Genomic DNA, 23,954 nt, shown 5'->3' with positions numbered 1-23,954 from the left:
GACAACACCGCGCGGATCCTCGACGTGAAATACCACCTGCTGCTGCCGTCGGTGTCGCACGTGGGCACGATCCTCGACAACTACCAGTGGGAGACGATCCTGCGCTGCGTGGCCGCTCACCGGTCGTATCGCTGGGTGTACGACGTGCAGTACAAGCCGATGAACATCGCCGACTATCTGATCCTGAACGGCCGCATGCCGCGCTCGCTGCGCTATTGCTACGGGCGCGTGGTGTCGAGCCTGAACCTGCTCGCGAAGGATTACGGCGTGACACACCCGTGTCACGACACGGCCACGAAGATTCTGCAGATGCTGTCCGACACCTCGGTCGAGCGGATCTTCAAGAGCGGCCTGCACGAGTTCCTGACCGACTTCATCGGCCGCAACAACAGCCTGGGGATCGATATCGCCCAGGCCTACAACTTCGACTGAGACTTGCCATGCGACTCGCCATCCGACACATCTCGCGTTATCAGTTCGACGATCAAGCCACCCATGCGCTGCAACGGCTGCGGCTGCGCCCGCAATCGGGGCCCGGGCAGACGGTGCGCGCGTGGCAGGTCACGATCGACGGCGTCGAGCCGACGCTTTCCTATGCGGACGGATTCGGCAACCGGATCGACCTCGTGCGCCACGACCGCGGCGCGAAGAACGAGGTCGTCGTGGTCGCGGCCGGCGTCGTCGAGACGCAGGACCGCGCGGGCATTCTCGGCCACCCCGAGGGCTATGCGCCGCCGTGGATCTTCGAGCGCGAGACCGCGCTCACGAAGGCCGGCGACACCGTGCGCGAGCTCACGCAGGCGCTGCCGATCGAGCCGCACAGCCTCGATGCGCTGCACTGGCTGATGACGGAAGTGCACGACCGCATCGCATACGCGCCGAACCTGGCCGACGCGCCGGTCGATGCCGAAACCGCGCTGCAAAGCGGCGAGGGCACCAGCCGCGACCATGCGCACGCGTTCATCGCGGCCGCTCGCGCGCTGAAGGTGCCCGCGCGCTACATCTCGGGCTACGTGCTCGCCGACAGCGCGATGCAGCGCATCGCCGACGCGAAGCAGAGCGCGAGCGACGAGGATGCCGAGGAAGCGCTCGCGCTGCAGACGGGCGACGGCATGCAGCAGGTGCTCGGAGCATCGCATGCCGCACAGTCGCAGGGCTTGCCGCAGGCGGCACTCGGCGCGCAGCCGCAGGCCGTCGCGCTGATGCAGCAGCCGGCCGGTCACGCGTGGGCCGAGGCGTACGTCGAAGGGCTCGGCTGGGTCGGCTTCGATCCGTTCATGAACCGCTGCCCGGACGAGCGCTACGTGCGCATCGCCGTGGGCCTCGACTATCGCGACGCGCAACCGGTGACGGGGATTGGCGCGAGCGCCGTCGGCATCGAGATCAGCGTCGTGCAGTCGCCCGAACTGGTCTGACGCATACCTTCTCCGAACCCGCCGTGCCGTGCCGCCGCAGCGACGGCGACGCGGCGCGCGCGGCCGGTCCAACCCGAACCGAGCGGCCTCTCCCATGCCCATTCACGTCGCGCTGCATCACACCACCCGCTACCGCTACGACCGGCCCGTCAACCTCGGGCCGCAGATCGTGCGGCTGCGGCCCGCGCCGCACTGCCGGACGCCGATCGTCGCGTATTCGATGACCGTCGAGCCCGCGCAGCACTTCATCAACTGGCAGCAGGACCCGTTCTCGAACTATCTCGCGCGGCTCGTGTTTCCGGAGCGCACCGAACACTTCGAGATCACGATCGACCTGGTTGCCGAGATGTCGGTGTACAACCCGTTCGACTTCTTCCTGGAAGCCAGCGCGGAGCAATACCCGTTCAGCTATGACGATGCGCTGAAGACCGAACTCGCGCCGTACCTCGCTTGCGATCCGCAGACGAGCGCGGCGCCGCTGTTCCGCGCGTATCTCGACGGCGTCGACCGCACGCCGGCCGGCACCGTGAACTTCCTCGTCGCGCTGAACCAGCAGTTGCAGCACGACATCGGCTATCTGGTGCGGATGGAGCCGGGCGTGCAGACGCCCGAGCAGACGCTCGAGCTCGCGTCCGGGTCGTGCCGCGACAGCGCGTGGCTGCTCGTGCAGCTGTGCCGGCATCTCGGCATCGCCGCGCGTTTCGTGTCCGGCTACCTGATCCAGCTCACGCCCGACGTGAAGGCGCTCGACGGCCCGAGCGGCACGTCGGTCGACTTCACCGACCTGCACGCGTGGTGCGAGGTCTACCTGCCGGGCGCGGGCTGGATCGGTTTCGATCCGACCTCGGGCCTGCTCGCCGGCGAAGGGCACATCCCGCTCGCATGCACGCCGCAGCCGACCAGCGCCGCGCCGGTGGAGGGGCTGATCGACGAATGCGAAGTGTCGTTCGAGCACGAGATGGTGGTGACGCGCGTGTACGAATCGCCGCGCGTGACGAAGCCGTATACCGAGCAGCAATGGGACGCCGTGCGCACGCTCGGCGCGCAGGTCGACGGCGCGCTGACGGCCGGCGACGTGCGGCTGACGCAGGGCGGCGAGCCGACCTTCGTGTCGATCGACGATCGCGACGGCGCCGAATGGAACACCGATGCGCTCGGCCCGACCAAGCGCGGCTATGCGACCGAACTCGTGCAGCGGCTGCGCGCCGAATACGGCGAAGGCGGCTTCCTGCATTTCGGGCAGGGCAAGTGGTATCCGGGCGAGCAGCTGCCGCGCTGGGCGCTGTCGATCTTCTGGCGCGCCGACGGCCAGCCCGTGTGGCACGACCCGTCGCTGTTCGCCGACGAGCGCGAGCCGTCCGCGTGCACGACCGAGGACGCGAAGCGCTTCATCGACGCGCTGGCCGCGCGCCTCGGACTGACCGACGAATTCGTGCGGCCCGGCTACGAGGATGTCTGGTACTACCTGTGGCGCGAGCGCCGGCTGCCCGTCAACGTCGATCCGTTCGACTCGCGCCTCGACGACGAGCTCGAGCGCGCGCGGTTGCGCAAGGTGTTCGACCAGCATCTCGACAGCGTGGTCGGCTACGTGCTGCCGATCAAGCGCACGGACGACGCGCCGGGTCTCGACGGCCCGCGCTGGCAGACCGGCCCGTGGTTCTTCCGCGACGAACGGATGTACCTCGTGCCCGGCGATTCGCCGATGGGCTATCGGCTGCCGCTCGATTCGCTGCCGTGGGTCGCCGGTGCCGACTATCCGTACCTGGTCGAACGCGATCCGTTCGCGCCGCGCGACGCGCTGCCGGACGCGGCCGCGTTCCGTGCGCGTCATGCGGGTGCGGCCGACGCGCCGCGTTACCTGGCCGGCGTGCATCGCGAAGCGTCCGCGCAAACGGTCATGCAGTTGCGCAGCGCCGGCAGCGCCGGCAGCGCCGCCGGCGACCGGCACGCGCATGCCGCGCAGGACCCGCAGCGCCACCCCGAGCGCTTCGAATCGGCCGCGTGGATCACGCGTACCGCGATGTGCGCAGAAGTGCGCAACGGCATCCTGTACCTGTTCATGCCGCCGCTCGCCGCGCTCGAGGATTATCTCGACCTGCTCGCGGCGATCGAGCTGACCGCGCAGGCCCTCGGCGTGAAGCTCGTGCTCGAAGGCTATCCGCCGCCGCGCGATGCGCGGCTCAAGCTGCTGCAGGTCACGCCCGATCCCGGCGTGATCGAGGTGAACATCCATCCGGCGAAGAGCTTCGACGAACTCGTCGGCCAGACCGAATTCCTGTACGACGCCGCCTGGCAGTCGCGGCTGTCCAGCGAGAAGTTCATGGTCGACGGCCGGCATGTCGGCACGGGCGGCGGCAACCATTTCGTGCTCGGCGGCGCGACGCCGGCCGACAGCCCGTTCCTGCGCCGCCCGGACCTGCTCGCGAGCCTGATCGCCTACTGGCACAACCATCCGTCGCTGTCGTACCTGTTCTCGGGGCTGTTCATCGGTCCGACGAGCCAGGCGCCGCGCGTCGACGAGGCGCGCAACGACCAGGTCTACGAGCTCGACATCGCATTCGCGGAAATCCAGCGCAACAAGCTGCTGTACGGGCAGGACATGCCGCCGTGGCTCGTCGACCGCGTGCTGCGCAACCTGCTGATCGACGTGACCGGCAACACGCACCGCAGCGAATTCTGCATCGACAAGCTGTATTCGCCGGATTCGTCGACCGGGCGGCTCGGCCTGCTCGAACTGCGCGCGTTCGAGATGCCGCCGCATGCGCGGATGAGCATCGTCCAGCAACTGCTGCTGCGCGCGCTGGTCGCGCGCTTCTGGGCCGCGCCGTATACGACGCCGCTCACGCGCTGGGGCACCGCGCTGCACGATCGCTTCATGCTGCCCGCGTTCCTGAAGATGGATTTCGACGACGTGCTGGCCGAGCTGCGCGACGCCGGTTTCGCGTTCGATTCCGCGTGGTTCGCGCCGCATTTCGAATTCCGCTTCCCGCTGTTCGGCCAGATCGCGGTGAACGGGATGCAGCTGTCGCTGCGCGGCGCGCTCGAGCCGTGGCACGTGATGGGCGAGGAGGGCGCGCACGGCGGCACGGTGCGCTACGTCGATTCGTCGGTCGAACGGCTCGAAGTGCGCGTGACCGGGCTGAACGACAACCGTCACGTCGTGACCGTCAACGGCCGCGCGCTGCCGCTACAGCCGACCGGCACCGTCAGCGAATACGTCGCGGGCGTGCGCTACAAGGCGTGGGCGCCGCCGTCGGCGCTGCATCCGACCATCGGCGTGCATGCGCCGCTCACGTTCGACATCGTCGATACGTGGCTGCAGCGCTCGCTGGGCGGCTGCCGGTATCACGTCGCGCACCCGGGCGGGCGCAACTATGCGACGTTCCCGGTCAACGCGTACGAGGCCGAGAGCCGCCGGCTCGCGCGTTTCGTCGCGATGGGGCACACGCCGGGGCGGATGGACGTGGCGGCCGCCGCGCCGAGCCGTGAATTCCCGTTCACGCTCGACCTGCGACGGCCCTGATCGTCGGATGAAAGGACGCACGACGATGCGCGGTTTCCGACCTCCCGGCGCGCCGGGAGGAGTGCTAGGATGCGGGCAGACTGCGGCCGCCCGCCGCGTCTGCCGTGCCCGGACGACGGTGCGGCGGCGCGCGGGCACCGCTGCCCCCTGACGACGGAACGATACCGACCGTGCCGCCCATTCACCCCGACGATCTCGCCGACGCCGACGCGATGCCCACGCTTTTCGATACCGGCGCGCAGCCGGACGCCGCGGAACTGGCCGCCGCGCTCGCGGCGCCGGCCGCGGCCGGCCGCTACGACGAACTGCGCGGCAGTGCCGCCGGCCTCACCGCGCCGCTGCTCGCCCCCGCATGGCGCAGCTTCTTCACGTCGATCGGCAGCGACGGCGTGGCCGACCTCGACCGCCGCGCCGACGCGCTGCAGCGCCGCATGCGCGAGAACGGCCTGTTCTACCAGCTCCACGAACAACGCGCGGGCGACGGCGCGGCCGGCCCGTGGTCGCTCGACCTGCTGCCGCTGATCGTCACGCCCGAGGACTGGGTCGCGATCGAGCGCGGCGTGCTGCAGCGCGTGCGGCTGCTGAACGCGACGATGGCCGATTTGTACGGACCGCAGACGATCCTGCAGCGCGGGCTGCTGCCGCCCGCGCTCGTGACCGGCCACCCGGGCTACCTGCGCGCGATGCGCGGCGCACGCGTGCCGGGCGACACGTGGCTGCACGTCGTCGCGTTCGATCTCGCGCGCGGCCCCGACGGCCAATGGCGGATCGTCGCGCAGCACACGCAGGGACCGTCCGGCCTCGGCTATCTGCTCGAGAACCGGCTGATCGTGTCGCGGCTCTTTCCGCGCGGTTTCCGCGGGCTGCGCGTGCAGCGGCTCGCTTCCGCGTACCGGTCGCTGCTGCAGAGCATGCAGGCGCTCAGTCCCGCCAGAAAGAATTCGCGGATCGTGCTGCTGACGCCCGGGCCGCACAGCGCGACCTACTTCGAGCATGCGTATCTCGCGCGCTACCTCGGCCTCACCCTCGTCGAGGGCGGCGACCTGACCGCGCGCGACAACCGCGTCTTCCTGAAGACGCTGCGCGGGCTCGAACCCGTGCACGGGATCCTGCGGCGCGTCGACGACGCGTGGCTCGATCCGCTCGAACTGCGTCCCGATTCGATGCTCGGCGTGCCGGGCCTGCTGCAGGCCGTGCGGGCGGGCAACGTGCTGCTCGCGAATGCGCCGGGTTCGGGCTTCCTCGAGTCGCCGGGCATGCTCGGCTTCATGCCGCGCCTCGCGGAAGCGCTGCTCGGCGAAACGCTGACGCTGCCGGCCGTGCATTCGTGGTGGTGCGGCGAGGCGGCCGCGTGCGGCGATGCGCTGCCGCAGCTTGCGCGCAGCATCGTGAAGCCGTCGTATCCGCCCGAGGTGCAGGCCGGCGACGCGTTCGACCCGGTGATCGGCGCGCGGCTCACGCCGGCGCAGCTGGCCGAATGGCGTGCGCGGATCCTGGCCCGGCCCGAGCATTACACGGTGCAGGCCGACCTGCCGTTGTCGCAGGCGCCGACCTGGCCGGGGCACGACGCGTCCGACGGCAGCGGTGGCGCGCGCATCGTGCCGAAGCCGCTGCTGCTGCGCGTGTTCGCGCTCGCCGACGGCGCGCAGCGCTGGCGGCTGCTGCCGGGCGGACTATCGCGGGTCGGCACGCGCGATACGCTGTTCAACGCGCCGATGCCGCGCGGCGGCAGCACGGTCGATACGTGGGTGATGACCGAAGGCATCGTCGATTCGACGACGCTGCTGCAGACGCGTCTCGGCCCCGACGATCTGGTCGAGCGTCCGCGCGCGATCGCGAGCCGCGCGGCGGAGAACCTGTTCTGGCTCGGCCGCTATACCGAGCGCGCGACCAACCTGATGCGTCTCGCGCGCGCCGCGCTCGAACGGCTGCGCGGCGAGGACGACGTCGACAGTCCCGCGCATCTCGAGTTGATCGACACGTTGTGCCGCGACACCGGCCTGATCGCGCCCGACGCGCCGAACGCCGTCGATGCGCCGCGTGCGTTCCAGTACGCGCTCGCGACGTCGCTGACGCGCGGCGCGGACCGCACGTCGGGCATCGCGTCCTGCCTGTTCGGGATGCGCGGCGCGGCTGCGGCGATCCGCGAACGGCTGTCGAGCGATCAGTGGCGGCTGATCGACGACGCGACGCAACTGTTCGCCGACAGCGCCGATCATCCGGAAGCCGAGGAGCAGATCGGCAACGAGGCGCTGCAGTTGCTGGAGCGCCTCGGGCTGCTGCTCGGCGCGATCACCGGCGCGCAGACCGACAACATGACGCGCGACGACGGCTGGCGGCTGTTGTCGATCGGGCGGCAGATCGACCGGCTGGACTTCCTGTGCAGCGTGCTGAAGTTCGCGTTCGACGAAGGCGCGGTGCACCGGCAGGACGGCTTCGAACTCGTGCTGGAGCTGTTCGACAGCACGATCACGTTCCGCTCGCGCTTCCAGCGCGGCTTCGACGTCGCGCCGTTGCTGTCGCTCGTCGTGCTCGACACCGACAATCCGCGCTCGCTCGGCTGGGTCGTGCAGGCGTTGCGCGGCCGGCTGACGAAGGTCGAGCGCAGCGAGGGCTATGCGCTGTCCGAACTGGCCGAGACGATTCCGGACGTGCCCGCGTGGTCGCTGCACGAACTGTGTGAAACCGGAGATGATGGTCGGCACGACGCGCTGCTCGATGCGCTCGACACGACGGTGAAGGCCGTGTGGGATCTGTCGAACCGGATCGGCGAGCGGTATTTCAGCCACGTTCGCGAGGCGGGCAGGACGCTATGGTGACGCCGAAACACGCGGCGAAGACGCCGCCCGCGGCCGCCCCCGGCAGTGCGAAGCAGACAGCGGCGGCGGTCGTGCCCGCGGCCTCGAATGCATCGGCCACGTCGGCCACGCCGACGACGTCGGCCGGTCGTGTCCTGCGCGTCACGCACGACACCGAATATCGCTACGCGGCGCGCGTCGAATCGGCCCAGCACCAGGCGCGGCTGCAGCCGCTCGCGACGCCGCGCCAGCAGGTGCTGTCGTTCGCGCTCGACATCGAACCCGGACCGGAAACGGTCGGCACCGAGATCGACGCGTTCGGCAACGCGCGCGCATCGTTCGCGCTGAACCAGCCGCACGATGCGCTGCTCGTGCGCAGCCGCAGCACGGTGCGCGTGAGCCCGCCCGTCTGGTCGCAGGGCGCACGCGGCGCGCCGCCGCCCGCGATCGCGCATCCCGACCCCGAGCACGCAACCGCATGGGAAGCCGTGCGTGACCGCCTGCGGTTTCGCGCGGGGCAGCCGTACGACGCGGCGAGCGAGTTCGTGTTCGCGTCGCCGCACGTGGCGTGCGATCCCGAACTGGCTGCGTATGCGGCCGCCAGCTTCACGCCGCAGCGGCCGCTCGTGCAGGCCGCATGGGACCTGATGCGGCGGATTCACGCCGACTTCGCGTATACGCCGAACAGCACCGACATCACGACGACGGCGCTCGATGCATTGCGATTGCGCAAGGGCGTCTGCCAGGATTTCGCGCACGTGATGATCGGCGCGCTGCGCTCGCTCGGGCTCGCCGCGCGCTACGTGAGCGGGTATCTGCTGACGCAGCCGCCGCCCGGGCAGCCGCGGCTGATCGGCGCGGACGCATCGCATGCATGGGTCGACGTGTACGACCCGGCGTGGCCAGAAGACGGCGGCTGGCTGCAGCTCGACCCGACCAACGACCGCGCGCCGGGCGACGACTACGTGATGCTGTCGATCGGCCGCGACTACGCGGACGTGACGCCGCTGCGCGGCGTGATTCGCGGCGGCGGCGCGGATCAGGAGCTGAAGGTCGGTGTGACGGTCGAGCCGCTCGATGAGGCGCTCTAAGGCCTGACGCGCCGGTCGCCGGACGTTTAAGTCGTCGTTAATACTGCCCGCCTAGCATGGTGTTGCCGGCGAACGGATCGGACCCGATCCGGCGCCGGCGGCACGCACGGGTGCGTCGACGTCACGGCGCCGCGCCGTCGCGCGTCGCCATTCCCTTGCAACGGCGGCAGACATGATCAAGAACTTCGACTACACGCTCGGCAACGAGACGATCGAGCTTTGCGCGAGCTTCGGCGCGGGCCCGGCGTTCCGCCGCGTGCTCGTGAGCCGTGCGGATTCGATGGAAACGCTCGTGGTGCTCGACGCGCGTGGCCTGTCGGGCCTGCTGAAGGTCGCGACCGAGGAGCCGGAAGGGTTGCTCGACGATGCGATCCGCAAGGTTGGCGATGAACGACTCGTCGAGCGGGCGATCAGCGGCCGCACGATCGTCGAAGCGGCGCTCTGAGCGGGGCGGCGCGCGCCGGCCGGCATGGCCGGCTGCCGCGCGCCGCGTGGTATTGCGCGGTATGTGCTGCGTTGCTTGCGCTTACGCCGCGAACCGGTCCGTCGCCGCGAGCAGCGCCTTCAGGATGCCCGGTTCGTTGTATGCGTGTCCGGCATCCGGCACGATCTCGAACCTCGCGTCGGGCCATGCCTTCGCGAGATCCCATGCGGTGCGTGCGGGCGTCGCGATATCGTAGCGGCCTTGCACGATCACGCCCGGAATCCCGGCGAGGCGATGCGCGTCGCGCAGCAACTGGCCTTCCTCGACGAACCCGCGATTCACGAAGTAGTGGTTTTCGATCCGCGCGAACGCGAGCGCGTAGTGGCCGTCCGCGAAGTGCGCGGCCAGCGCCGGGTCGGGCAGCAGCGTGATCGTGCGGCCTTCCCAGAGGCTCCATGCGCGCGCGGCTTCGAGCTTCGCGGCTTCGTCGTCGCCCGTCAGCCGGCGATGGTACGCGGCCATCAGGTCATCGCGCTCGGCTTGCGGAATCGGCGCGAGGAATTCTTCCCACAGGTCCGGGAACAGCCACGACGCGCCTTCCTGGTAGTACCACAGCAACTCCGCGCGACGCATCGTGAAGATGCCGCGCACGACGAGTGCGCTGACGCGTTGCGGATGCGTTTGCGCGTAGGCGAGGGCGAGCGCGCTGCCCCATGAGCCGCCGAACACGAGCCACTGTTGCGCGCCGACCATCTCGCGCAACCGCTCGATGTCGGCCACCAGGTCCCAGGTCGTGTTGTTGTCGAGGCTCGCATGCGGTGTGGAGCGCCCGCAGCCGCGCTGGTCGAACAGCAGGATGTCGTAGCGCTCGGGATCGAACAGGCGGCGATGGTCGGGGCTGCAGCCCGCGCCCGGGCCGCCGTGCAGGAACACCGCGGGCTTGCCGGACGGGTTGCCGCAGCGCTCCCAGTAGATGCGGTGGCCGTCGCCGGTGTCGAGGTGGCCGTGGGCGTAGGGTTCGATCGGTGGGTACACAGGCAGGCTCCGGGTGAGGGTCGGCAGGGCGGCGGACGAGGCACGGGCCGGTGGGCGATCGGAATACGGCGGCGCCGGTATCGCGGATATTGCGGCGCCGCAGATTCGTTGTGTCGGCATCGGCCCGGCGGCCGCCGGGCAAGGCTTGTCATTATGCCCATTCATTGCGGCCGCTGCGTGCGATGGCGATGGCGATGCCGGTTGCACGGCGCGGCATTGCGGCCGGCATGCTCGGCGGAATTTTTTGAGCAATTTCATTCGGATATTTTTCAGACAAAATCCCGGCGGCATATCGGCGCACCGATCGCGGGCGCCGACCTTCATTCCGTTCCTCCGCCGTGCCAACGGGAAACGAACCGATGAACCATCGCGTCAAGCAACTGACCGGGTTGCGCGCCGTCGCGGTCACGATGGTCGTCGTCGGCCATGCGGAACGCGTGCTGCCGGGCGGCTATACCGGCTGGCTCGCGCCGCTGCGGCTCGTCGCCGACGGCCGGCTCGGCGTGCTGATCTTCTTCGTCCTCAGCGGCTTCCTGATCACCAACGTGCTGCGCGCGGAGTGCGCGCGCACCGGCGGGGTCGCGCTGACGTCGTTCTATGTGCGCCGCGCACTGCGGATCTGGCCGGCGTGCTACGTGTATCTCGCGACCGTCGGCGTGCTCGCCGCCGTCGGCTGGCTCGACGTCGGGCGCCGCCAGTGGCTGTATGCGGCGCTGCATCTGTGGAATTACTCGGCATGGTTCGGGCTGAGCGGCGACAACGTGCTGCACCCGGACGGCGCGTGGTATCTCGGGCATTTCTGGTCGCTCGCGCTCGAAGAGCAGTTCTACTGGTTTTGGCCGCTGCTGTTCGTGTTTGGCGCCCGCCGTCGCGGCACGCGCTGGCTGGCCGCGCTGATCCTGGCCGTGCCGCTGGTGCGCGCGCTCACGTATTTCGTCGCGCCGGCGCTGCGCGGGCAACTCGGGATGATGCTGCATACGGGCGTCGATCCGATCCTGATCGGCTGCTACGCGGCGCTCGAACGCGAACGGCTCGAAGCATGGATCGGCTCGTGGCGCGGCGAGACGCGCATCGTGACGGCGCTCGTCTTCATCGTGCTGTTCGGGATGCCGCTTGCCGAACATCGGCTCGGCGGCTTCTGGAATGCGACCTACGGCGTGACGCTCGAGGCCGCGCTGATCGCGATCGTGATCGTCGTGCTGAATTTCCGCAGCGAGTTCTGGTGCGCGCGGTGGCTGCGGGCCGCGCCGATCGTGTTCGTCGGCTCGATCTCGTTCAGCCTGTATCTGTGGCAGCAGCCGTTCGCGAACCCGGATCTGGCGGTTCCGCACGCGTTCCCGCTCGGCATCGTGTGGGCGCTGCTGGCCGCGATGGCCAGCTACTTCCTCGTCGAGAAGCCGTTCCTGCGGTTGAAGGATCGCTATACGGCGCGCGAGGCGCGACGCATGCGTGGCGACGCGTTGCGGATGCCGGCGCCGCCGGCAGATCCGATCGGGCCGAAGGTGGCGGAGTAGGCGGGCCTGGCGTGACCCGCTTGCGGCCTCACTTGAAACGCTTCAGCGCCTCGGGCGAATACCAAAAGGTACTGAACATGTCGATCCCGTACGATTTGCCGTCGTATTTGACGACCGTGCGCGCGGTTCGCTTGCCCGTATCCGAGTAGCTGTCGTCGTCGCGCTATCAGGGAAACATGCCGTTGGCGCGGCTGCATTCCTACCCGAAGCTGACGGTCAGAGGTCAGCAACGCTTCCGGGGCGACATCGCGGAGTGGGGCTTGCCGCCTGAAATTAGAGAGTAGTACGCCATTTGGGTGCACGTCTCGCTGCGGTCAGCGTTCCGTAGAGGCTGTTTCCGGCTGATTGCATCAGTTCAGATTCAGACCGAATGTGCGCGAACCCAGCGCGACTTTCCAATACGATTCGCGCCGGATCACCTCCTGGCGGGATGTATCTGCCGGCAACACTTCGAGCAGCGTGAACCGGAGATCCAGTTCGCGTCCAGGCGTAGCGGCGAGCAACTGCGCAAGCAGCTTGTTGCCTCCGTGTCCTGTGGTCGCATAGTTGCTCCAACGCTGTAGCACCCCTTGTGCGCCGGAGGCCGAACCCACATAGTGTTGGCCGCCGCGCTCGTCCGTGATCAGATAGATTCCGGACACGCCAGCCAACCCCTGTTGCCAGGCTGCGTCACGCAGTGCGATCCGCAGTTCCGCCATAACGAGTGAGACACCAGTGAGTCCCTGGAACGGCACCGCCGATTCGAGCTGTGCGGTGACGCTGTACCGGCGGCCCATCCGCATAGGAAATTGACTGCAGGAGCCTGGCTTTGCCTCGTGCGCAATTTGCTCGATTGGTGAGTTGGTTGTCCGGCGTACTCGCTGGGTTTTCTCCGGTCGCAGGACACGCCGCCAGGCCACTTCCTTTCCGGTCCACTCGATTTCGAGCTTCAAACGCAGATCGGCAAGCAGATCGAGTTCGCGCAAATCGTGGTAGTAGCCGCCCCAGTTCTCGTGCAACGGCTCAAAGCTTCCCTCAAGTAGTCCCCGACGAATCGCCTCGCCGGGCGACAGCACACCGTCGACACGCCAGACGCCCAGAAGCAGGGCATGGCCGGGCCGATTGCCGTAAAACGCTACGAGCAGGCTTCCCACGGGCATCTCTCTGGGCTGCATCGCCTGATACAGATTCAGTGCGCGCGTGCCGATATATTTCACGAGGGGATACCGCTTATCCTTGTGGCGCATCAGAGTGATTTGCTGTGCGGCTGGATCGACACCGGCGTTCTTTAGAAGGTCTAGTAGGTCTTCAAACATGGGACTCGACTGTAACTGCATACCGACGATGACGGCAAGCGACCGTCGCTCCGACACCGCAAACTTTAGTCCCTCCAAGAACGCGTAAAGACCGCAAAATCGGCGGCTGCTCTTGGTTGCCGATTCAACTGGTTGCCTCGTCGGTCAGCATCGACCGGTTGAATCCGCCGCCAGAAGCGGCCATTCGCACGTAGACTACCGCGAACGTCCGAGTATCGCATCGACTCCGGGCACCGACATGTACGCGTCAACTGCATATATTCCTGGCTGACCAGCCTTCGTGAGCAGGGCAGTTCAGCGGATCCGATCGCAGGTCACACGGTTTTGCCGAGGGGGCGCTTCGGCGTTGCGATCCTGGCCGCCTGCAATTGCGCTCACCTGCTCGCGCCCATTCGATTACCGCGCGCCTGCAGAAATGGAAAGCTTGCAAAGCAAAGTTGGCTTGCGAGGCCGATCGCGCCGGGCACAGACCAAAAGCCGGCAAAGTACTCGAGCACGGTCCTTCCAAACAGGAGTCCTTTGGTGCACAACTCCGCAATCGTCAATGTGGCCAGGGCGATCGCGCCCATCAGCAACGCCTCGTTGGTATCCGTCAGGAGGTCGTGTTTTTTCGTGCTCCAGTGCGACACGTACCAACTCGCGGCCAGCATGAACGGCGCTTCGAGCGATACGGCTGCCGTCTCTCCCAGCAGCCGCACAAGCAGCAGGACGCGCATCGCCCCGAAGGCGAAGCCGATCGCAAAAACGATCAATGCATAAAGGCAGCCCGCTTCCGCGCAGGTTGCCCATCGGGGGCTACGATGTGAGCACCGCGTCACGGCGTCTTGCGTTTTTGATATGGAAGGAGATCAGCAAATGCAAAGATCGGTGTGCCCGAAGCCTTGTGAATAATCGAGCACCGAAATGACTATCGGAATCACGCGAAATATCCGGACCTCGTCAGGAGACGGCATCGGCATTGGCAGCGCGTGCATGTCCGGATACTTCAGTGGAAGCATGTGCAAGACCTTCTCTGCTTCGGCACGATCAGTTACCGGTTGTGCACGTGCCGCCATCGACAAACCGGTAATCGCCATCAGATCCGATGTGTCGTGGTCGATCGTGAGCGATACCCGGTCGTCGCGGGCCAGATTGGCCGCCTTCTGGCTTTCCAGGCCGCAAAGGAAGTAAAGCGTCAGTCCCTGGCTCACGTATCCGACGGTGGTCGCCTGCGGCCAGCCGTCCGGCCTTAGCGTGGCGATCGTCATGATTCGGTGCTGATCCAGCAATGACAGGATCTTTTCCTTGATCTGCTCGTCCATGGATCACCTTCCAGTTCGTGAAATCCTATCCTGTCCCACCGGGTCATCCGGCGCTTGATGCAAATCAAATACCGAAGATGACCGACTTCGAGACGCACGGCGCGCAAGCGTGAGCGGCCCGCCTGCACGACCTGCCGCGCAGGCCGCGATTCACGCCGACCGCAATTGACTCAGATCAACGGAGCCGGCATTTGCCTGACACAGGTTGACGTGGCAGGCTAGATAGTCGACAACGCGCGCCGAAAACGGCCCGGTGCGGAGATACGGGTGTTGAGAATTCAAGCGATGAAGGGAATTGCCTTTGCGTCTGGATGCGTGCCGAGTCGCGTGTCGCCGTGGCGGTTTTCAGTAAGTCTCGCTGTGGAGGATTTGGGGCTGCGCTGGGGGCTCGGAATCGCAGTCCAAAGGGGCGTTGCGAATTTTCCATTGGCGCTGCACGCGAGCAACATTGCGCGTCAAGTCACTGCATGCGCGCCGCACTCTGGCACGGCAGCCGCGACAACTTACGGGAATTTGGCATGGACAGGCGAACTTTCTTCGTCGGCGCCGGCGGCGCCTTGATGCTGGCAGGCGGCGCGACTGCCTGGATGTCGTCCGTGGGATCGATGGCCGACTATCAGGCCTATGCAAAGCGCCTGCGTGCGGCTCTGACAATGCCGCCGAGCCTTGGCGGCCTCATCCGCTATGCGACACTTGCCGCCAACAGCCACAACACGCAGCCTTGGCGGTTTCATGTCGGCGACGGGTTCATCGACATTCTGCCGGACCTCTCGCGCCGCACACCCGCTGTCGACCCGGACGACCATCATCTGTTTGTGAGCCTTGGATGCGCGGCGGAAAACCTCGCCATCTCGGCTGCAGCAACGGGCTGGCCTGGAGAGGTTCAGATGGCTTCCGGCGGAGACGGCGCACGTTATGCATTCGTACGCGGATCGATGAGGGCGAGTTCGCTTTTTGCCGCAATTGCCAAACGACAATCGACGCGCGCGGAATATGACGGGCGTGCCGTTCCTGCCGCCGATCTCGCGTTCCTCGAGCGGACGGCTGCCACGCCCGGCGTTCACTTGACCCTCATCACCGACCGAATGGGGATCGACAAGGTCAGAGATCTGGTGGTAGCCGCCAACGACATTCAAATGGCGGATTCGGCTTTCATGAGCGAACTGAAGCGATGGATCCGGTTCAACCCACGCAGCGCCATGTCGTCGGGCGATGGCCTGTTCTCCGCTGCAAGCGGGAATCCAGTGCTGCCGAGCTCCCTTGGACGCTTTGCGTTCGAACGGTTCTTTGACACCCGAACCGAGAACGACAAATATGCCCGCCAAATCGATTCGTCGGCAGGCATTGCCGTGTTTGTTGGCGATCGGGAAGACAAGACGCATTGGATCAGGGTCGGCCAGGCCTGTCAGCGCTTCGCGCTGACAGCGACAAACCTTGGGATCAAGGTCGCCTTCGTCAATCAGCCCGTCGAGGTCGCTCGCCTTCGTCCGCATCTGGCAGGCATCGTCGGCGATACCAGCCGGCGACGGCCTGATATCGTCATGCGCTTCGGCTATGGACCGACCCTGCCATTCTCGCCCCGCCGTCCCGTGGAGACTGCGCTGGCTTGACGCCGCCGGTATTGACGCGCTGTTGACGTCAGGCGAGCGTCGGCCAATTGCCGCTGTTCAATCCAATCATGGGGCCTTTGCACGGGCCAAAGCGGAATGCGCGCAGTTCGTCGACGCGGTTCGCCGGGAAATCCTGGAATACTTCGACGTGACCGACAATCAACCGGACTGGAAGGTCGTGCTGCGCAATGACGACAGCGATGAGCAGTGGGCGGAAGTCAACCGGCAGCGCAGCGGGTTGGGAACCGGCGAAGTGCGTGGAGATCTCTGATCATTGCTTGCAGTCGCATGTGCCCGCTGCCGGAAAGGCTCACTCCACCAGCAATTTCGCGCTGTGGCGCGACAAGATCCCGACGAACTGGTCGGCGGGCTGTGGCCGCGCGAACAGGAAACCTTGCCCCTGATGGCAACCGATCTCCTGCAGGAAGGCCAGTTGTTTTTCCGTCTCTACGCCCTCCATCACGACATCGAGCCCGAGCGCGCGGCCCATTGCAACGATCGCGCGCACGATCGCATCGTCCGTGCTGCCCGAACCGCAGTCCGTGAGGAACGACCGATCGATCTTCAGCGTATCGACGGGCAGATCCTTCAGATACACCAGCGACGAATATCCCGTACCGAAATCGTCGATCGCCAGGCTGATCCCCCGGATCGCCAGTTCGCGCAGCAGGATGCCGATTTCCTCGCGGGTGTTCATCGCCATGCTTTCGAGCAACTCGAGCTGTAAGCATTCGGTCGGCAACGCGGTTTCGCTGAGGATGGTCGTCAGGTCGCTGAGGAAATGGTCGGTAAGGCATTGCCGTGCCGACACGTTCACCGCCACACGCCCGAACTCGAAGCCCGCGTCGAGCCATCGGCACGCCTGGCGGCAGGCTTCATGGAGCACCCATCGGCCGATCGGGACGATCAGCGCGGACCGCTCCGCGAGCCCGATGAAGTCGCCCGGCGGTACGAGCCCCCTGCGTGGATGCAACCAGCGCAGCAACGCCTCCACGCCGACGATCCGGCCGCTGGTCAGATCGTATTGCGGCTGGTAGAACAGGCGGAATTCATTCTGCTCGAGCGCGCGGTGCAATTCACCGAGCATATCCAGCTGCTCGATCGCCGACGACGTCATCTTGCTCTCGAAGAACTGGAACACGTTCCTGCCGCGACTCTTCGCGCCGTACATCGCCTGGTCCGCAAGCAGGATCAAGTGCTCCGCCTCGATCCCGTCGTCAGGATAGATGCTGATGCCGATGCTCGGTGTCACGAAGATTTCGTGGCCACCGATATCGATGGGCCGCGCCACTTCGTCGAGCAGCGTGCGCGCAATGCGCCCGACGTCGCGGACGTCGTCGAACTCCTCCAGCACGAGCGCGAATTCGTCACCGCCCATGCGTGCCACAGTGTCGTTCGCGAGCACTTCGGCGACGATGCGTCCCGCGACGATCTTCAACACCTCGTCGCCGGCGTTGTGGCCGAGCGTATCGTTGACCAGCTTGAAGCGGTCGAGATCGAGGTACATCACCGCGACCTTGCGACCGAGCCGCTTCGCCTGGACGATCGCGTGCGCGAGCCGCTCCTCGAACAGCGCCCGGTTCGCGAGATTGGTTAGCACGTCGTGCGTGGCGAGATAGCCCAGCCGCTCTTCCGCCTGGCGCCGCTGCGTGATGTCGGAAAAGATCGCCGCGTAGTGGGAGATCCCGCCTGCGTTGTCGCGAATGCTGGTGATCGTCAGATATTCGAGAAACAGCTCGCCGGTCTTGCGGCGATTCCAGATTTCGCCTTGCCAGTGGCCATCGGTCGTTAGCGAATGCCACAGCTGCTTGTAGAACTCGGGCGTCTGGCGCCCTGAACTCAGCATGCTTGGGTTGCGCCCGATCACTTCGTCCTCGGTGTACCCGGTCAGGCGCGTGAAGGCCCGGTTGACGCGCTCGATCTTCGCGTGCCGGTCGGTCACCATGATGCCTTCGAGCGCCGATTCGAACACCCGATCCGCCATGCGCAGGTTGAAGCGGGCGAGACCCAGTGCTTCGTCGCGCTCGCGCAGGGCGCTGCGCAGCTCGTTCGCGTATTCGTGCTCTATGCTCTGCAGCACGTCCGCGAAACAGAGCAGCCCGGTGAGCCTGCCGTCCTCGTCCTGGATGCCGACGTGTCGCATATTGTGCTCGGTCATGAAGCGCTGCGCGGCATACAGACTCTGCCGGGCGGACAGCATCTGCAGCGGCTTGCTGGCGAAGGCGCCGACCGCGCCTTGGGTTCCGCCGTCCGCCAGGAGCCGGACGACGTCCCGTTCGGTCAGGATGCCGCGCTCGCCGTCGTCGTAGCCGACGAGGATCGCATCGAGCCGTTGCGCGCGCATCTGCGCGATGACTGCGTGCAGCGCGGCATGCTCGGGCACTACGACGGGCGGATGGACGGAGATCGATTCGATCGGCTTCAGGTGGAGGAAAAATTCCGGCCCCTGGTTCACGACGACGTCGGTCTGCGTCAGCACACCGATCGCGACGCCATCCCGGACCACCACGAAGTGCCGCACGCCCGACTGCGTGAACTTCATCGCAGCTTCACCCAGCGGCGTATCGGCCTCGAGCGTCAGCACCGGATGGCTCATCACCTCGCTGACCGGCCGATCGAGCCCGCGCGGATTGTCGCTGGCCGACAGTGCATCATGCTCGGTCCAGATCCCGACGACCTGGTCATCCTGCATCACGACGATCGAGCTGCAGTGCTCGGCGAACATGCGTCGCGCGACCTCCCGCACCGGTGTGGCGGGTGCGCAAGATAGAATCTGACGCGCGATCAGGCGCGCGATCGGAACATCGTAGCTGTTCGGATACATTTTCTAACCAACACGAAAAAACCTTGCCGGCGCATGGTGATCCGGCAACCTGCGGGCTCGTCTGCGGCGGCCGGCAAGACCTGATTCCGCTCGCCTCGAATGGTTGCGTACTCATCGAATTCGCAAGCGGGGTATTGCCCCGTCGCTCGAGGCATCGTGGCGGCGAGCGCGGTGCCGTGACCCCCGGCACCCCATTCGACGATCCGATGTCCAGCGCACCCAAACGCCGGAGCATCGCCTTCTCAAGAGCGGCCATCCTGCGTTAACGACAGGTTCGGAAAAGAGTTGAGTGCCATGACGGCATCGGGGCTGCGTGGCGGCAAGTCGAACGGCTGCGGGCAGGGGTGACACGTCGATGCTCACGCTACTTCCCGAACAACAAAAAAGGCCCTTGCGGGCCTCTTACGGATGAAGGGGTGAGCAACGTTCATTGCGTCAACGCGGCAAACCCCTCCAGCAACCGCTCGACATCAGCCGATTGAATCGCGCCCATCGTCGAGATCCGGAACAGTTCCTTCGACAACCCGCCTTGCCCCGCATAAATCACGAAGCCGCGCGCCTTCAGCCCGTCGTGCAGCGTCTCGTACGTGACGCCTTGCGGCAGCCGGTACGCACGCAGCACGACCGACGACGCGCCTTCCGGCAGCACGAGCGACATCCCGCGCGCCGCGAGCCCGGCCTGCGCCTGATCGGCGAGCGCCTTGTAGTGCGCATGCCGCGCACGCCAGCCGCCGGCCTCATCGAACTCGCGCAGCGCCTCGACGAGCGCGTAGTACGCGTGCACGGACGGCGTGAACGGCGTATTGCGCTGATCCTGCAGCTTCGCGAGCCGGCCGAGATCAAGGTAATACGTGCGGCTCGCCGCCTTCGCGAGCGCGCTGCGGCGCACGATCACGAACGCGGCGCCCGGCACGCCGTGCAGGCACTTGTTCGCGGTCGCGGCGACCGCGTCGATCACGCCGCCGGCGAAGTCGATCGCTTCGGCGCCGAAGCTGCTGACGCCGTCGACGAGCATCTTCACGCCGCGCGCACGGCACACGTCGGCGATCGCGCCGAGGTCGTTCAGCCGGCCCGTCGTCGTTTCGTGATGAATCACCGCGACGTGCGAATAACCGCCCGCGTCGAGACGCGCGGCGATCTGCGCGAGATCGGGCGCCTGCATCCATTCGTGCTTCACCACCTCGTGCGCGATTCCGTACTGCGTCGCGATCTGCGTGATGCGCTCGCCGTACACGCCGTTCTCGATCACGAGCAGCTTGCCGTCCTGCGGCACGAGCGCCGCGATCATGCTCTCGACGGCGGCGGTGCCCGAGCCGGTCATCAGCACGGCGGCCCACTCGGCCGGATCGAGCTCGTACGCGGCGACGAGGCGCGCACGCGCTTCATCCTGCAGATCGAAGAATTCGCTTTCGCGATGGCACAGGTCGGGTTGCAGCAGGCTGCGGCGCACGCGTTCGGTGAGCGTGACCGGGCCGGGATTCAGCAGCAGCATCAATGAGCTCCTTCGGCGTGGGCTTCAGCCTGTGCGGCGCCGATATGCCGCATCAGGCGGGTCTTGACCTCGACCGGCGTGACGGTCGGGCGGGGCAGGCCGTCGGGCACGCCCGTGCGGATCGCCACGCGCACGAACTGCGCACCGTCGGCCCGCGCGGCGAGCGTTGCATCGAGCACGTCGAGCGTGTCGCCTTCGACGGCCGACGCATAGCCGCATGCGGCCGCGACACCCGCGAACGACACATGCTGCGACACGGTCGCCTGGCCGCCCGTCGATTCGTGTGCGCCGTTGTCGAGCAGCACGTGCGTGAGGTTGGCCGGGCCGTAGGTGCCGAGCGTCGCGAACACGCCCATGCGCATCAGCGCGGCGCCGTCGCCGTCGACGGCCACCACGCGCAGGTCGGGGCGCGCGAGCGCGAGACCCAGCGCGAGCGGCGTCACGCAGCCCATCGAGCCGACCATGTACAGCTGGTTCGGGCGGTCGTCGATCGCATAGAGCTCGCGGCCGCAGAAGCCGGTCGACGCGAGCACGACGGTCGAATCGACCGGCGTGTGCGCGATCACGCGCTGCAGCGCGTCGTGGCGGGTCGGCCACGCGTCGGCCGACGCGGCACGCGACGACGCTTGCGCGGCGACATGCGCGCGCGGCGCTGCCGCCGGGTTCGCCTTCAGCTCATAAGGCGCGACGCTGCCTTTCTGCATCACGAGCGCGTACGGGCGGCCCGTCGCGTCCATGTGCGCGATCGCGCGGTCGAGCGCCGGGCCGACCTGTTCGGGGTCGGTCGGGAACGTCTCCCACGGGATCTCCATCGTGTCGAGCATCGCCGGCGTGATCGGCCCCATCAGCGCGTGCTGCGGCTCGTCGGCGACACCCGGCTGGCCGCGCCACGTGACGATCAGCAGCTGCGGCAGCCGGAACGTCCAGGTCAGCGACGTGAGCGGGCTCACCGCGTTGCCGAGCCCTGAGTTCTGCATCATCGCGATCCCGCGCTTGCCGCCGAGCGTGGCGCCCGCGATCAGCGCGACCGCGTCGCCTTCGTTCGCGGCCGACACGTAGTGCAGCGTCGGGTCCTGCAGCACGTAGTTGATGAACGGCGTCAGGTACGAGCAGGGCACGCCCGCGTACCAGTCGAAACCGCGTTCGCGCGCGACCTCGACGAACTGGGCCGCTTCGATCATTGCGCGCTCCCGTTGCCGGCGCCCGGCTCGGACAGCGGCGTCTGGCCGTGCGCGAAGTCGCCCGCGCGGCGGAAGTCTTCCAGATCGTTGACGCCGCGCCAGTGGCCGTGCACGTACTGCACCTCGATCTTCTCGCCGGCGGCGATCAGCTCGTTGAGCAGCGACGGGATGTCGAGCGTGTCGAAATCGGGGCGTGCCTGCAGCGTCGCGAGCATCGCCTTCAGGCGGTCGACGCCCGCGCCGCGCACGTTCAGGAGACCGATCCAGCGGCCGTGCGGCGTGCCGGCGGCGACGTCGCTCGACACACGTTGCAGATACGTCTTCTGGCCGAACAGGCCGCGGTCGTCCGCCGCCGAGCACAGCGCGAAGTCGCGCACGCTCTGGTTGGTTTCCGTGAGCGACGAATCGACGACGACGCTGAACTCGGCCTCGCTCTCCGCGAGGTCGCGCACGATGTAGCTGCGGAACAGCAGGTCGCCGTACGAGATCACGGTGTCGCCGGTCAGGCGTTCGGCCGCACATGCGAGCGACACGAGTTCGCCCGTCTGCGCATGGCGTTCGTTGACCACGAGCTTGATGCCCGACGTGTCGATCGCGTCGGCGCGATAGCCGCCGACCACGGTGATGTCGTTCACGCCGTGCGTCTTGAAGCCGTCGACGAGCCAGCGCAGCAACGGCTTGCCGGCGACCGGCAGCATGACCTTCGGCTTGTCTTCGGTGACGGCTTCGAGGCCCTTGCCGCGGCTCGCGGCGAGCACGATCGCGGCGTTCGACGCGCGCGACGACGACGACAGGTAGATGCGCTCGGCGGCCGAGTACTCGTCGGCGTCCTGCAGGCGGAAGATCTCGTTGACCGATGCAACGCGGTCCTCGACGTTGATCAGCGTTTCGCTCTCGTGGATCTCGCGCGCGGTCGCCTGCATCGCGGATGCCGACGCGCGGATCAGGTGGTTCGCCCAGATCACGGTGCTGATGCCGGCCTGGCGGAACACGTCGGTCGGCGTGCTGTAGTACTTGGTCGGTACGATCACGAGCGGCGCCTTGCCGCTCCATTCGCGCGCGAACTGCAGGATCTCGTCCGGGCGCGACAGCTTGCTGTGGATCAGGATTGCGTCGGCGCCGGCTTCCGCGTACGCGTTCGCGCGACGCAGCGCCTCGTCCATCCCCCAGCCTGCGATCAGCGCTTCGACACGCGCGACGATCGAGAAGTCGGGATCGGTCTGCGAATCCTTGCCGGCCTTGATCTTGCCGCAGAACTCGTCGATTTCCGCGAGCGGCTGGCGCTCGCCGCCGATGAAGCTGTTGGTCTTCGGGAACTGCTTGTCCTCGATACAGACGCCGGCGATGCCGCGCTGCTCGAGCTTCTTCACGAGGCGGCGCACGTTGTTGAAGTTGCCGTAGCCGGTGTCGCCGTCGAGCAGGATCGGCAGGTCGCTCGCGTCGGCCATGAACTCGAGCACGTCGACGACCTGCGTCCAGCTTGCCTCGTTGTTGTCGCGCACGCCGAACTGCGCGGAGATCGCGAGGCCCGATGCCCAGATCCCCTTGAAGCCCGCTTCGCGGACGATGCGCGCGGACAGGCCGTTGTGCGCTTCCATCAGGAATTCGAGTTCGCTGCTGACGAGCATGCGGCGCAGGCGTGCGCTGCGCGATTCGGAGAAGTTGGGTTCGCGTGCGTTCATCGTGCGGCTCCGGCGGTCGTGCGTTGAATCAGGGGGAGAATTTCTTGTGTCGCGCGTGCGACGTCGTTCGGGAAGTCGATCTCGATCCACGGCGAACCCGTGACGTCGGCGACGTCGAACGCGTGGCCGCCTTCGAGCAGCAGGTCGCGCACGGCTTCCTCGTGCGGCATGTTCGCGCGGCCGCTGTCGACGTAGCCCGCGACGATTTTCGCGAGGCGGCGCGCGGTGCCTTCGGTGAAGCGGAAGAAGCCGACCGACTCGCCGATCGTGTCGTAGTCGAGGTCGACCGCGAGCTGCTTGCGCAGCTCGACCGGCACGCCGTTCTTCAGGCACAGCTTGACGGGCTCGTCGCCGGCCTCGAAGTCGCGATCGATCAGCAGGCGGTCGACCGACTTGTCGGCATCGGCGACCAGCGCGTGCAGGATGTTCTCGTCGTACAGCACGTCGGCGTCCATCAGCAGCACGTCGCCGCCGCGCGTCATCGCGTCGGCGACGGTGTGCACGGTCAGCACGCTGCCGAGGTCATAGCGCTCGTTGATCACGATCTCGGCGGTGCGGCCGAGGCGCTTCAGTTCCTGCTCGACCTTCTCGTGCTGAAAGCCGAGCCCGAGCACGATTTCATCGACGCCCGCGGCGTCGAGCACACGCAGATGGCGCTCGAGCAGCGACACGTCGTCGAAGCGCAGCAGGCACTTCGGGAATTGCGCCTCGGGCGGTTGTTGCAGGCGCAAGCCGAGGCCTGCCGCAAGAATGATGGCTCGCATGGGTT

The 23,954-nt window shown here is 67.0% G+C and carries 18 protein-coding genes and 2 pseudogenes; 9 read left to right on the top strand and 11 right to left on the bottom strand.

The window, feature by feature from the left end; all coding sequences use genetic code 11:
• From DIE12_RS02340 to DIE12_RS02315, 6 genes are all read left to right on the top strand, one after another.
• Positions 1–432: alpha-E domain-containing protein (locus tag DIE12_RS02340; protein ID WP_148092714.1), on the top strand; the 432-nt coding region annotated here is incomplete at its 5' end.
• An 8-nt stretch (positions 433–440) separates the two neighbouring features.
• Positions 441–1,415 (top strand): transglutaminase family protein, encoded by a 975-nt coding sequence (locus tag DIE12_RS02335; protein ID WP_124485049.1) that lies wholly within the window; start codon positions 441–443, stop codon positions 1,413–1,415.
• 94 nt (positions 1,416–1,509) lie between these two features.
• The gene (locus DIE12_RS02330) at positions 1,510–4,938 is read left to right on the top strand and encodes a DUF2126 domain-containing protein (RefSeq protein ID WP_124519690.1); all 3,429 of its coding nucleotides are present in this window, start codon (positions 1,510–1,512) and stop codon (positions 4,936–4,938) included.
• Between the two features lie 212 nt (positions 4,939–5,150).
• Positions 5,151–7,757 carry a circularly permuted type 2 ATP-grasp protein gene (locus tag DIE12_RS02325; protein ID WP_124519707.1) on the top strand — a complete coding sequence of 869 codons (2,607 nt, stop codon included), beginning with the start codon at positions 5,151–5,153 and terminating at the stop codon, positions 7,755–7,757.
• Positions 7,751–8,827, top strand: a complete 1,077-nt coding sequence (locus tag DIE12_RS02320) for a transglutaminase family protein (RefSeq protein WP_124519689.1) — start codon at positions 7,751–7,753, stop codon at positions 8,825–8,827. Before DIE12_RS02325 ends, DIE12_RS02320 begins: the two co-directional genes overlap by 7 nt.
• A gap of 172 nt (positions 8,828–8,999) precedes the next feature.
• Positions 9,000–9,272, top strand: coding sequence for a hypothetical protein (locus tag DIE12_RS02315; RefSeq protein ID WP_124485046.1), 273 nt, complete (start codon positions 9,000–9,002; stop codon positions 9,270–9,272).
• An 81-nt stretch (positions 9,273–9,353) separates the two neighbouring features.
• On the opposite strand, the gene pip is transcribed toward DIE12_RS02315, so the two are convergent.
• The gene (pip, locus tag DIE12_RS02310; RefSeq protein WP_044843979.1) at positions 9,354–10,286 is read right to left on the bottom strand and encodes a prolyl aminopeptidase; all 933 of its coding nucleotides are present in this window, start codon (positions 10,284–10,286) and stop codon (positions 9,354–9,356) included.
• 151 nt (positions 10,287–10,437) lie between these two features.
• On the bottom strand, positions 10,438–10,662 hold the full coding sequence (locus tag DIE12_RS02305; RefSeq protein WP_124519688.1) for a hypothetical protein: 225 nt from the start codon (positions 10,660–10,662) through the stop codon (positions 10,438–10,440).
• Here DIE12_RS02305 and DIE12_RS02300 point away from each other — a divergent pair.
• Positions 10,646–11,800 carry an acyltransferase gene (locus DIE12_RS02300; RefSeq protein WP_124519687.1) on the top strand — a complete coding sequence of 385 codons (1,155 nt, stop codon included), beginning with the start codon at positions 10,646–10,648 and terminating at the stop codon, positions 11,798–11,800. The two genes, DIE12_RS02305 and DIE12_RS02300, sit on opposite strands and share 17 nt — an antisense overlap.
• 28 nt (positions 11,801–11,828) lie before the next feature.
• Here DIE12_RS02300 and DIE12_RS38450 read toward each other — a convergent pair.
• The 4 genes and pseudogenes from DIE12_RS38450 to DIE12_RS02280 all read right to left on the bottom strand — a co-directional run.
• Positions 11,829–11,963: pseudogene (locus tag DIE12_RS38450) on the bottom strand (multidrug ABC transporter ATPase); the annotation flags it as partial.
• 187 nt (positions 11,964–12,150) lie between these two features.
• Positions 12,151–13,095 carry a GIY-YIG nuclease family protein gene (locus DIE12_RS02290; RefSeq protein ID WP_124519686.1) on the bottom strand — a complete coding sequence of 315 codons (945 nt, stop codon included), beginning with the start codon at positions 13,093–13,095 and terminating at the stop codon, positions 12,151–12,153.
• 374 nt (positions 13,096–13,469) lie between these two features.
• Complete coding sequence (locus DIE12_RS02285) at positions 13,470–13,847, bottom strand: hypothetical protein (protein ID WP_124519685.1); 378 nt, start codon at positions 13,845–13,847, stop codon at positions 13,470–13,472.
• Positions 13,848–13,943: 96 nt separating this feature from the next.
• Complete coding sequence (locus DIE12_RS02280) at positions 13,944–14,396, bottom strand: pyridoxamine 5'-phosphate oxidase family protein (protein WP_124519684.1); 453 nt, start codon at positions 14,394–14,396, stop codon at positions 13,944–13,946.
• A gap of 467 nt (positions 14,397–14,863) precedes the next feature.
• Between DIE12_RS02280 and DIE12_RS02275 the strand changes: the two genes are divergently transcribed.
• A complete protein-coding gene (locus tag DIE12_RS02275; RefSeq protein ID WP_260426172.1) occupies positions 14,864–16,006 on the top strand; it encodes an Acg family FMN-binding oxidoreductase in 1,143 nt (380 codons plus the stop codon).
• Between the two features lie 73 nt (positions 16,007–16,079).
• A pseudogene (locus DIE12_RS02270) lies at positions 16,080–16,277 on the top strand (ATP-dependent protease); the annotation flags it as partial.
• Between the two features lie 39 nt (positions 16,278–16,316).
• On the opposite strand, the gene DIE12_RS02265 reads toward DIE12_RS02270, so the two are convergent.
• The 5 genes from DIE12_RS02265 to DIE12_RS02245 all read right to left on the bottom strand — a co-directional run bounded on the left by DIE12_RS02265 (position 16,317) and on the right by DIE12_RS02245 (position 23,949).
• Complete coding sequence (locus tag DIE12_RS02265; RefSeq protein ID WP_124519683.1) at positions 16,317–18,830, bottom strand: EAL domain-containing protein; 2,514 nt, start codon at positions 18,828–18,830, stop codon at positions 16,317–16,319.
• A 427-nt stretch (positions 18,831–19,257) separates the two neighbouring features.
• The gene (locus tag DIE12_RS02260) at positions 19,258–20,322 is read right to left on the bottom strand and encodes a 2-aminoethylphosphonate aminotransferase (RefSeq protein ID WP_124519682.1); all 1,065 of its coding nucleotides are present in this window, start codon (positions 20,320–20,322) and stop codon (positions 19,258–19,260) included.
• Entirely contained in the window at positions 20,322–21,503 is a 1,182-nt protein-coding gene (gene aepY / locus DIE12_RS02255; protein ID WP_124519681.1) for a phosphonopyruvate decarboxylase, read from the bottom strand. The genes DIE12_RS02260 and aepY overlap by 1 nt, the downstream gene beginning before the upstream one ends.
• Positions 21,500–23,185: a phosphoenolpyruvate mutase gene (aepX, locus tag DIE12_RS02250; protein ID WP_124519680.1), complete on the bottom strand. Its 1,686-nt coding sequence runs from the start codon at positions 23,183–23,185 to the stop codon at positions 21,500–21,502. Before aepX ends, aepY begins: the two co-directional genes overlap by 4 nt.
• Positions 23,182–23,949: an NTP transferase domain-containing protein gene (locus DIE12_RS02245; protein WP_044843985.1), complete on the bottom strand. Its 768-nt coding sequence runs from the start codon at positions 23,947–23,949 to the stop codon at positions 23,182–23,184. Before DIE12_RS02245 ends, aepX begins: the two co-directional genes overlap by 4 nt.
• Positions 23,950–23,954: the final 5 nt, after the last annotated feature.

Source organism: Burkholderia sp. Bp9015 (assembly GCF_003853505.1).
Taxonomy (GTDB): Bacteria; Pseudomonadota; Gammaproteobacteria; order Burkholderiales; family Burkholderiaceae; genus Burkholderia.
Note: the sequence above shows the minus strand (reverse complement) of the source record. Positions and strands in the feature narration are given on the sequence as shown.

What these genes read in the sequence shown, in the direction of transcription:
- DIE12_RS02335 (WP_124485049.1), top strand. Translation starts at nt 441, where the DNA reads ATGCGACTCGCCATCCGACACATCTCGCGTTATCAGTTCGACGATCAA.
- DIE12_RS02330 (WP_124519690.1), top strand. Translation starts at nt 1,510, where the DNA reads ATGCCCATTCACGTCGCGCTGCATCACACCACCCGCTACCGCTACGAC.
- DIE12_RS02325 (WP_124519707.1), top strand. Translation starts at nt 5,151, where the DNA reads ATGCCCACGCTTTTCGATACCGGCGCGCAGCCGGACGCCGCGGAACTG.
- DIE12_RS02320 (WP_124519689.1), top strand. Translation starts at nt 7,751, where the DNA reads ATGGTGACGCCGAAACACGCGGCGAAGACGCCGCCCGCGGCCGCCCCC.
- DIE12_RS02315 (WP_124485046.1), top strand. Translation starts at nt 9,000, where the DNA reads ATGATCAAGAACTTCGACTACACGCTCGGCAACGAGACGATCGAGCTT.
- DIE12_RS02300 (WP_124519687.1), top strand. Translation starts at nt 10,646, where the DNA reads ATGAACCATCGCGTCAAGCAACTGACCGGGTTGCGCGCCGTCGCGGTC.
- DIE12_RS02290 (WP_124519686.1), bottom strand. Translation starts at nt 13,095, where the DNA reads ATGTTTGAAGACCTACTAGACCTTCTAAAGAACGCCGGTGTCGATCCA.
- DIE12_RS02280 (WP_124519684.1), bottom strand. Translation starts at nt 14,396, where the DNA reads ATGGACGAGCAGATCAAGGAAAAGATCCTGTCATTGCTGGATCAGCAC.
- DIE12_RS02275 (WP_260426172.1), top strand. Translation starts at nt 14,864, where the DNA reads ATGCGCGCCGCACTCTGGCACGGCAGCCGCGACAACTTACGGGAATTT.
- DIE12_RS02265 (WP_124519683.1), bottom strand. Translation starts at nt 18,830, where the DNA reads ATGTATCCGAACAGCTACGATGTTCCGATCGCGCGCCTGATCGCGCGT.
- DIE12_RS02260 (WP_124519682.1), bottom strand. Translation starts at nt 20,322, where the DNA reads ATGCTGCTGCTGAATCCCGGCCCGGTCACGCTCACCGAACGCGTGCGC.
- aepY (WP_124519681.1), bottom strand. Translation starts at nt 21,503, where the DNA reads ATGATCGAAGCGGCCCAGTTCGTCGAGGTCGCGCGCGAACGCGGTTTC.
- aepX (WP_124519680.1), bottom strand. Translation starts at nt 23,185, where the DNA reads ATGAACGCACGCGAACCCAACTTCTCCGAATCGCGCAGCGCACGCCTG.
- DIE12_RS02245 (WP_044843985.1), bottom strand. Translation starts at nt 23,949, where the DNA reads ATGCGAGCCATCATTCTTGCGGCAGGCCTCGGCTTGCGCCTGCAACAA.